General features: G+C 58.0%; 5 protein-coding genes and 1 rRNA gene. 4 read left to right on the plus strand and 2 right to left on the minus strand.

Annotation, left to right across the window (positions count from 1 at the left end):
* The first annotated feature begins 317 nt into the window (after nucleotides 1-317).
* From B9N88_RS31975 to B9N88_RS31990, 4 genes are read left to right on the plus strand one after another with little or no spacing between them, the layout of a single operon-like run.
* Nucleotides 318-1,076 carry a DUF3050 domain-containing protein gene (locus B9N88_RS31975; RefSeq protein WP_027608055.1) on the plus strand — a complete coding sequence of 253 codons (759 nt, stop codon included), beginning with the start codon at nucleotides 318-320 and terminating at the stop codon, nucleotides 1,074-1,076.
* The gene (locus tag B9N88_RS31980) at nucleotides 1,073-2,011 is read left to right on the plus strand and encodes a diiron oxygenase (protein ID WP_027608054.1); all 939 of its coding nucleotides are present in this window, start codon (nucleotides 1,073-1,075) and stop codon (nucleotides 2,009-2,011) included. The genes B9N88_RS31975 and B9N88_RS31980 overlap by 4 nt, the downstream gene beginning before the upstream one ends.
* Complete coding sequence (locus B9N88_RS31985) at nucleotides 2,008-5,385, plus strand: amino acid adenylation domain-containing protein (protein WP_027608053.1); 3,378 nt, start codon at nucleotides 2,008-2,010, stop codon at nucleotides 5,383-5,385. The genes B9N88_RS31980 and B9N88_RS31985 overlap by 4 nt, the downstream gene beginning before the upstream one ends.
* 19 nt (nucleotides 5,386-5,404) lie before the next feature.
* Entirely contained in the window at nucleotides 5,405-5,869 is a 465-nt protein-coding gene (locus tag B9N88_RS31990) for an SRPBCC family protein (RefSeq protein ID WP_027608052.1), read from the plus strand.
* A gap of 38 nt (nucleotides 5,870-5,907) precedes the next feature.
* Here B9N88_RS31990 and B9N88_RS31995 read toward each other — a convergent pair whose 3' ends face one another.
* Both B9N88_RS31995 and rrf read right to left on the minus strand, forming a co-directional pair.
* Entirely contained in the window at nucleotides 5,908-7,788 is a 1,881-nt protein-coding gene (locus B9N88_RS31995; RefSeq protein WP_027608051.1) for a methyl-accepting chemotaxis protein, read from the minus strand.
* Nucleotides 7,789-8,163: 375 nt separating this feature from the next.
* A 5S ribosomal RNA gene (gene rrf / locus B9N88_RS32000) occupies nucleotides 8,164-8,279 on the minus strand.
* Nucleotides 8,280-8,285 lie beyond the last annotated feature (6 nt).

The following is an 8,285-nucleotide window of genomic DNA, read 5'->3' on the forward strand; positions in this document are numbered from 1 at the left end:
GCCCGTCGAGCACTGCGGGGTTCCCTACCTGGCCAAGTAGCGCCCCGCGCAGAAGAAACTTCCCACTCTTATAAAGTAAGTTACCGACAGCTTATATTATTTAGAAAAACATCTAATGCATTCATATACTGGCCAACTTGTTTAACCCGCTTATTATCTTTCATTACTAAACCAGCCACTTAATTCGACCGTGCAGCCCCACTTGCGTGAGCGCGCGTGCGCGCAAAGCCTGGTTTACATCTTTCTTATCTTTTTTTGCGGCATACAAAAGTCCAACGTTGTTTTAGCGACGACGCAATAATTTATAGGCATCAACTATGTACCCACCTTTACTGGAACAAAGAAAACGGCTGTTGTGCAGCCATCCGTTATTTCTGGAAATAACTTCGCTGGAAAAGTTACGACTGTTCATGGAAAACCATGTATTCGCTGTCTGGGACTTCATGACGCTCACCAAACGCCTGCAGCAGGACCTGACCTGCACTCGCCTACCCTGGCTGCCACCGGCCGACCCGCAAGCAGCACGCTTGATCAATGAGATTGTGCTGGGCGAAGAATCAGACTCACGCCCCAGGCAAGGCCATTGCAGCCACTTCGAGTGGTACCTGGAAGCCATGGTCGAAGTCGGCGCCAGCACCTCGGCGATACACCGTTTCATTGCACTGCTGCACCAGGGCGTGGAAGCAAGCACGGCCCTGCGCATGGCCGATGTTCCTGCTGGGGCCGCGCGCTTCGTCAGCGACACGCTGCACATTGCGCTGCAAGCCCCTACCCATTGCGTAGCCGCCGCATTCCTTCATGGGCGTGAGCGTGTCATACCAAGTATGTTCGAACACCTCCTGCAGCCCGATACGCTCATCCATCGCCAGGCACCGGCCCTGTGTGGCTATTTCAGGCGCCACATCGAGTTGGATACTGAACATCACGGGCCAGCAGCTGAGGAGCTGCTCGAACGCCTGGTGGGTGCAGACCCGGCTTATCCGCAACAGGCCCATGACGCAGCCCTTGCCGCCGTAGAAAGCCGTATCACGTTCTGGGACGAGGTGCGCGCCGCGCTGCACGAGGTGCACCCATGAATACCGCCGGCTACACCACCATCGCCGACGACTGGGAACGCCGCGCCACCATCCGAACCCGCCCTCGTCGCCTGCTGGAAGACGACAACAAGCTGATCTACCCACTGTGCCGTCAGCCCTTGGTACTCAACGCGACCTTCATGGAACATTGCTCGCAATGGCGCGACTTCGTGCTGGTGCAAAGCTTCTATAAGTTCATCCACGATGTGGTGATTTTCGAAACCGAAATCGTCGACAAGACCGCGCGCAGCATTGCCAAGAATCGCTTCTCGCTGCCCTTCCCGCTTGCCTGTCGCGTTGATGCGATGACGGTTGTGGTGGACGAGGACTATCACGCCTTGGTGGCCTTGGATTTCATGCAACAGACTGTCGCAATGACGGGCATACAGCCGATTGACCTGCCCGGGCATATCGAACTGAGTCGCGCGCTGCCGGCGGCGCAGGCGCAGGCTCCGGAACACCTGAGCGATGCTGTGGAGCTGATTGGCGTAGCCATCGCCGAAAACACCGTGACCCACGATGTCGCAGCGTTTTCCAAGGACCGCAGTGTCAAGGCCTCCATACGGGGCTTGATGGACGACCACCTGTTTGACGAAGGTCGCCACGCGCAGTTCTGGACGCGGCTGGTGCGCATCTACTGGCAAGCCGCGAGCCCGGAGGACCGTGACAGCATCGCTCACGTACTGCCGATATTCCTGGCACATTACCTGACCAACGACCTGCAGAAAAACTTCGACCTGCGCCTGATCGAACATCTGGACATCAGCGAGCGCCTGCGCGGTGTGCTGCGCGATGAAATATCAGCGCTGGCGTTCCCCATCACCCGCCAGCACCCGTTGATGGCCAATATCATGGGCTTCCTGCAACACAGCGGCGTGCTGCAAACGCCGAGCGTGGGACAAGTGCTGAACGACTACCTGTCGGTGTCGCCATGAGGTGCCTGACCATCGGCTGGTGCGGCACAAGCAAGGCACTGGGCGAAATCAGGCCAATGCTGGAACAGTACGGCCATGTTTCAGGGGATGAGGCCACCGACCTGTGGATTGAAGACGGCAGCCTGCCGTTGCCGGATGACGTGGGCGAAACCACCTGTATAAGTCTGCGCCTGGGGATTGGCCCGTTGAGCGACGGTGGGTTGCCTGCGCTGCAAGTGCGCGCCTATGACTATGGCCGACGTTTGTTCGCCGTGCTGGACATCGCCGAGGAGCCCAGTGGCAACGGCCAGCGATTGCGTCGGCAGGCAACAACCGCGCTGGTGGATTGGGTCGCGCTGCTGGTCAGTGGCTTCTCACGTGACCCCGAGTCTCTCTCTACACGCGCGATTGCCACTGACTGGCCCGACCACGGCCTGCACGAGCTTGAGCCGTTGGCATTTATGCATCGATTCAATCGTACGGCAAACCCTGCCCTGATCCAGGAAGCCCAGGTACCGGTGATCGAACGGGTGCAGGCCAGCCTTCACCTGTTCACCGACCGGCCGGCGCTGAACATTGCGGGGCACACCGTGACCTACCGCCAACTGCACCTACAGGCCATGGCGATTCAGCTGCGATTGCGCCCGCTGCTGGAGACGCTTGAGGCGCCACCGGTGATCGCTGTATGCCTGGAAAAATCCGTGGAATTGTATGCCAGCATTCTTGCCGTACTGGGCAGTGGCGCGGTGTACCTGCCACTGGGACCTGATCAACCCACAAAACGCCATCGGGCCATGCTCGAAAACGCCGGGGCCCGCGTATTGCTGGACGCCGGCCAACATCCATTGCGGGAGCGTTTCATTTCACTGGATGTCAGCACAGTCGAGGCGCACAACGCCAATTCCGCATCCTCGCTGATGCACGATCGCCCCTGTTCGGATATGCCGTGCATGGTGCTCTATACATCGGGCAGTACGGGCCAGCCCAAGGGTGTGCTGCTCAGCCAAGCTAACCTGGCGCATTTCACCGCTTGGTTCGGGTCCTGCATGACGCAGGATGAACGGAGCCGCGTCCTGCAGTTTTCGCCCTTGGGTTTCGACTCGTCATTGATCGAAATCTTCCCCGCCCTGATTGCCGGCGCCGAGTTGATCGTACCCAGTGAGGAACAGCGACGCGACCCTGGGCAACTGTTGGAATTGCTCCGCCGACAGCGTGTCACTCATGCCTTCCTGCCGCCTGCGCTGCTCAATATCCTGCCGCCGGATCCCCCCCTGGGCGTGACGCATCTGCTCACCGGTGGCGATGCCTGCGAACCCCATGTAATCGAGCGGCTGGCGGGACGGTGCCAGTTGCACAACCTCTATGGCCCCACCGAAACCACGGTACTGATTACGCACCGGACGTTCGCCCCCGATGACAATAATCGTAATGTCGGCTACCCCATCGCCAATAGCCAGGTGCTGATCCTCGATGACGATCTGCAACCGGTGGATGAACAGGTGATGGGCGAGTTGTACATCGTCGGGCCCGGAGTGAGCCTGGGGTATGTGAATGCGCCGCGGCAGGCTGACAGCCCGTTCGTCGAACTGCTGGTGCCGGGCGGCCAAAGGCTGCGGGCCTACCGCAGCGGCGACTTGGCGCAGTGGAGCGCCGCAGGGATTGTGCTGGGTGGGCGTCGCGACGACCAGGTAAAGATCCGCGGTTTTCGGGTCGACCCCCGGGAGATTGAACAATGCCTGCGCAGCAGCAGGCTGTATCGCGAGCTGGCCGTGGTGATCGACCATGAAAGCAGGATCTGCGCCTTTGTCGCCCAGCCCGAACCCAACGCTACGCTGGTGGCCTTGCAGCAGCATGCGCGCCAGTGGCTACCGGGCTACATGCAACCTGGTTTCTGGGTGGAACTGCCAGCCATTCCGCACAGCGACAACGGCAAGGTCGACCGCAAGGGGCTGCTGTCGCGCCCCTTCCTCCCCATTTTGCAGGCCACTCCCGGCGCCGCGCACACGCCGCTTCAAGCGCGATTGAGCGACCTTTGGGGTGAGCTGCTGGGCTTGCCCACCAGCCAGTTGCCCATCGATGAAAGCTTCTTTGCACTGGGCGGCCATTCGATTTTGCTGTCGACGCTGTTGTTGCGCGTTCGCGAGCAATTTGGCCGTAGTTTCGCGTTAAGCCATTTCATTGAAGTACCGACTATTCGTACGCTCGCAACGCTGATGGAGGAAGGTGAACTGCCAGACGCATCCTCTGCCCGAGCAGCCGTGGACGCTCAACGGGAGTGGGAAATCAATCCGTTGCAAGGGGACCGCGCAGGCAATCCGCACAAGGTGATCGTGACAGGGGCCAACAGCTTCGTCGGCGTCCATATTGTCGAGGCGTTGTTGAACGCCGGGGCCACCGAGGTGGCGTGCCTGGTGCGTGACTTGCCGGGGAGTCCTGCGATGGCTCGTTTTACCCAGGCGTTGCGTGACTACCAACTGGAACATCTGGACTTGAGCAGGGTGCGAGTATTCGCCGCCGATGTCAGCCTGCCGCGGTTGGGTTTGGCCTGTGACGCGTATGACGCACTCGCCGCAGACTTTGGCACGCTGGTGCACAACGCAGCACGGGTCAACCACGTGCTGGACTACGCCTCACTGGCCAGGGACAACGTCGACCCCATATTCGAATGCCTGCGTCTGTGCGAAACCCGCTGCAAGAAAGTCTTCAACTTTGTCTCGACATTGTCGGCCGCCAGCAGCATCAGCACGACGGGGCATGTGCTCGAAGCTCCGGCGGCAACCACCCTGCCGCTGTACATCCGAAATGGCTACAACCTGTCCAAGTGGGTCGCCGAGCGGATCCTGGGGCGTGCAATCGAGCAAGGGGCCTGGGTGAACATCCATCGCCCTGGAAATATCAGCTTCAACAGCCATAACGGTATCTGCCAACCACAGAAGAATCGCCTGATGTTGATGCTCAAGGGATCGCTGCAGTTGGGCATGCTGCCGAGGTTGGACCTGAATTTCGACCTGATGCCCGTGGACTTTCTGGCTCGCTTCATTGCGTTCCACTGCAATCGCTTTCAAGCCGATAGAAGCGTATTCAACCTGCATAACCCACAACCACTGAGCTGGGAGCACTACCTGGATGCATTCAACCGGGCGGGCCACCGGTTCGAGCGGGTCAGTACTGCGCATTGGCAGCAGGCGCTGCGAACGGTAAGCCAGGACAATGCGATGTTTGGTGTACTCGGGTTTTACCTTGATCGACTGGATGAAGACATCGGTGACACCTCGATGATCCTCCATGACAACGCGCAACGCGGCGTTCAGCAGATGGGTGAGCAATACCCCGAAAAAGACCCGGCACTGCTGAGTAAAGGCTGCAACTACCTCAAGGCCATCGGCTTTCTTTGAACCGCTTCAGGACAACTTCATGAAACCGCTGCAACCCGATACGTTAATTCATAACCCGAACGGCCAGCCGATAGTGTCCTCTATGGTGATCGACTGCCATGCCAATCGTCTATGGAACATGGTGGGGCAGTTTGCAGGCTTCGATGCGTTCATCCCTTCCTTGACGCATATCGAAATGATCGGCACCGGAGTGGGCGCTTTACGCACGAAATTTTTCCGCGATGGCAACCGCGTCGTAGAACAACTCAATAGCCGGGATGAGCAAGCGATGCACATGACCTGGACCACGATCTACAACACCCTGGGCGTGGCCAGGTTGTGGGCCGCAATCAAAGTGGAAGCGCTTGGAGCACACTGCTCCAAGGTAACCTGGACCATCATTGCCGACCCCCTGGAGACGGCACAGGAAGGATTTGAACAGTTTGTACAAGGCTTCGCAGACAGCGCGCTGGACAATGTTCGCCGCTTGCTGGGTAAGCAGTAGGAGCGAACCGGCTCGCTCCTACTCGTACACTCAGCGGCTCAGATCTTGAAGCTGTCGACCAGCTGCTTCAACCGATTGGCCTGTTGCGACAACGCATCGCAGTCTTTCAGGGTTTCGTTGAGGTTGGTCACGCCCTGCTGGTTCAGCAGGTTGATCTGGTTGATATCGACGTTGAGGGTTTCCACCACGGCAGTTTGTTCCTCGGTGGCCGCAGCGACGGACTGGTTCATGCCGTCGATCTCGACAATTCGCTGCGTTACGCTGACCAGGCGCTCACCGGCCTGGTTGGCCACCTGGACACTTTCCTCACTGGAGGTCTGGCTGGCATTCATGGTGGTCACTGCTTCACGCGACCCCACTTGCAGCGAAGTGATCATTTTATGAATCTCCTCAGCCGACTCCTGGGTACGGTGAGCCAGGTTACGCACCTCGTCGGCGACCACGGCAAACCCGCGTCCGGCTTCCCCGGCACGTGCTGCTTCAATCGCAGCGTTCAGTGCCAGCAAGTTGGTTTGCTGGGAGATGCCTTTGATCACATCAAGGATGTGGCCGATATTGTCGGTGCTGGCGTTCAGGGTTTCGATCTGAGTGCAGGACAGGCTGATTTTCTGCGACAGCTCCGACATTGCCAGGATGGTTTGCTCGACCACTTTGCGCCCATCATCGGCCTGCTCGCTGGCACCGCTGGCGTGCTGTGAGGCATCGGCGGCGTTACGCGCGATTTCCTGGGTGGCAGCCCCCAGTTCGTTGATTGCGGCGGCCACGCTGTTGGTGCGTGCGCTTTGCTCATCAGAGCCGATGATCGAGGCGTTGGATGACGCCATCACACGCTGAGACAGGTCATGCACCTGACGTGTTGCAGAAGACACTTCGGAAATCGAGGCGTGGATACGCTCTACGAACCGGTTGAACGCGCTGCCCACTTCACCGAACTCGTCTTTACTGGTGACCGTCAAGCGGCGGGTCAGGTCGCCCTCACCTTGGGCAATGTCCTGCATGGCAATACCCATGGTGGTCAGGGGCCGCAGTAACACTTGAATCAGCAGGCTCAAGAGCACGGCAATCGCGACTACGGCGATCAGCATGGCGATCAATGCAGACGTACGGAATTTGCCCAACGGTGCGTAGGCTTTGTCTTTATCAATCGACAGGCCGATATACCAATCTGCACCGGGCAAGCCACTGATAGGTGTGAACGACAGGATGCGATCCTGGCCCTTGAGAACTACGTCCTGATTAACTTTCTCAATACGGACGTTAGTGCCCGGGTAGATGTCCTTGAGGTTTTTCATCACCTGGTCTTCGTCAGGACTTACGATGACTTGGCCGTCGCCGCTGACCAGAAACGCATGGCCGATGCCGCCGAAGTCCACCGAATTGATGATTTTCACCAGGGTTTGCAGGCTCAGGTCTCCGCCGACCACGCCGAGCAACTCGCCGTTCTTTTTCACCGGCATAGCGATAGTTACGATCTGCCCACCCACGGCGGCCATATAGGGCGGCGTGAGCATGGGTTTATCGGCAGCCACGGCTTGCTTGTACCAGGGACGCTGACGAGGGTCGTAGCCGTCAGGCATTTTTGCGTCCGGGCGCTGGGTGAACACACCGTTGGTTTGGCCAACGTAGGTGAACTGGAAGTTCGAGGTGAACGCCGGTTGATCAACCAACCCTGGAAGATCAGCAGCACTACCCTGATGGGCAACGTTTTGCGTCAGACTTTCGAGCACCAGTATTCGACCGCTAAGCCAGTTCTGCACACTACTCGCGGTGAGCTCACCGGACTGCTGGATAGACGACTCCAGATTCTGTTTGATGGTGCTGCGCTGCAGGTAATCGTTGTAAAGCGTGAATAACGCGAAGGCCAGAACCACAACGCCTGACGCGGCCAACAGAATTTTATGACTGAATTTGAGATTCATTTCATCGACTTCTTTTTGCCAAATGGGGGTGAGCGTGCCGAGAGGAACATTCCATGTACGGTATAGGCGGCGTCTCGGGCCGCTCTATTTCGGTGCACGCATGGCTCATCAGGCTTTCGGCCAAGCTGGAGGAAAGCTTAGGGAATTGTGGGATGAATCGTCCTTTTACGTAGGAAACCGACCAAAGGTTGTCGTACAAGATTTAGAAGTAAAAATTCTTCCCTATTACCTGCGTCGTGCTCTTAAAGCAGGTCAGTGCCATGAACCTGATTTTGGAGTTAGGTAGGCGTAGTTGCTGCTCGCTTACAGAGTTCATAAACCCTCTAAACGACAAAACCCCTGTCTGCATGAGCAGACAGGGGTTCTGGGATTTAATCTTGACGATGACCTACTCTCACATGGGGAAACCCCACACTACCATCGGCGATGCATCGTTTCACTGCTGAGTTCGGGATGGGATCAGGTGGTTCCAATGCTCTATGGTCGTCAAGAAATTC

Origin of the sequence: Pseudomonas sp. LAMO17WK12:I1, from assembly GCF_900177315.1 — a bacterium.
Taxonomy (GTDB): Bacteria; Pseudomonadota; Gammaproteobacteria; order Pseudomonadales; family Pseudomonadaceae; genus Aquipseudomonas; species Aquipseudomonas marginalis.

Excerpts from the sequence above, each read along its gene's own strand:
- B9N88_RS31975 (WP_027608055.1), top strand. The coding sequence starts at position 318 with ATGTACCCACCTTTACTGGAACAAAGAAAACGGCTGTTGTGCAGCCAT.
- B9N88_RS31985 (WP_027608053.1), top strand. The coding sequence starts at position 2,008 with ATGAGGTGCCTGACCATCGGCTGGTGCGGCACAAGCAAGGCACTGGGC.
- B9N88_RS31995 (WP_027608051.1), bottom strand. The coding sequence starts at position 7,788 with ATGAATCTCAAATTCAGTCATAAAATTCTGTTGGCCGCGTCAGGCGTT.
- B9N88_RS31980 (WP_027608054.1), top strand. The coding sequence starts at position 1,073 with ATGAATACCGCCGGCTACACCACCATCGCCGACGACTGGGAACGCCGC.
- B9N88_RS31990 (WP_027608052.1), top strand. The coding sequence starts at position 5,405 with ATGAAACCGCTGCAACCCGATACGTTAATTCATAACCCGAACGGCCAG.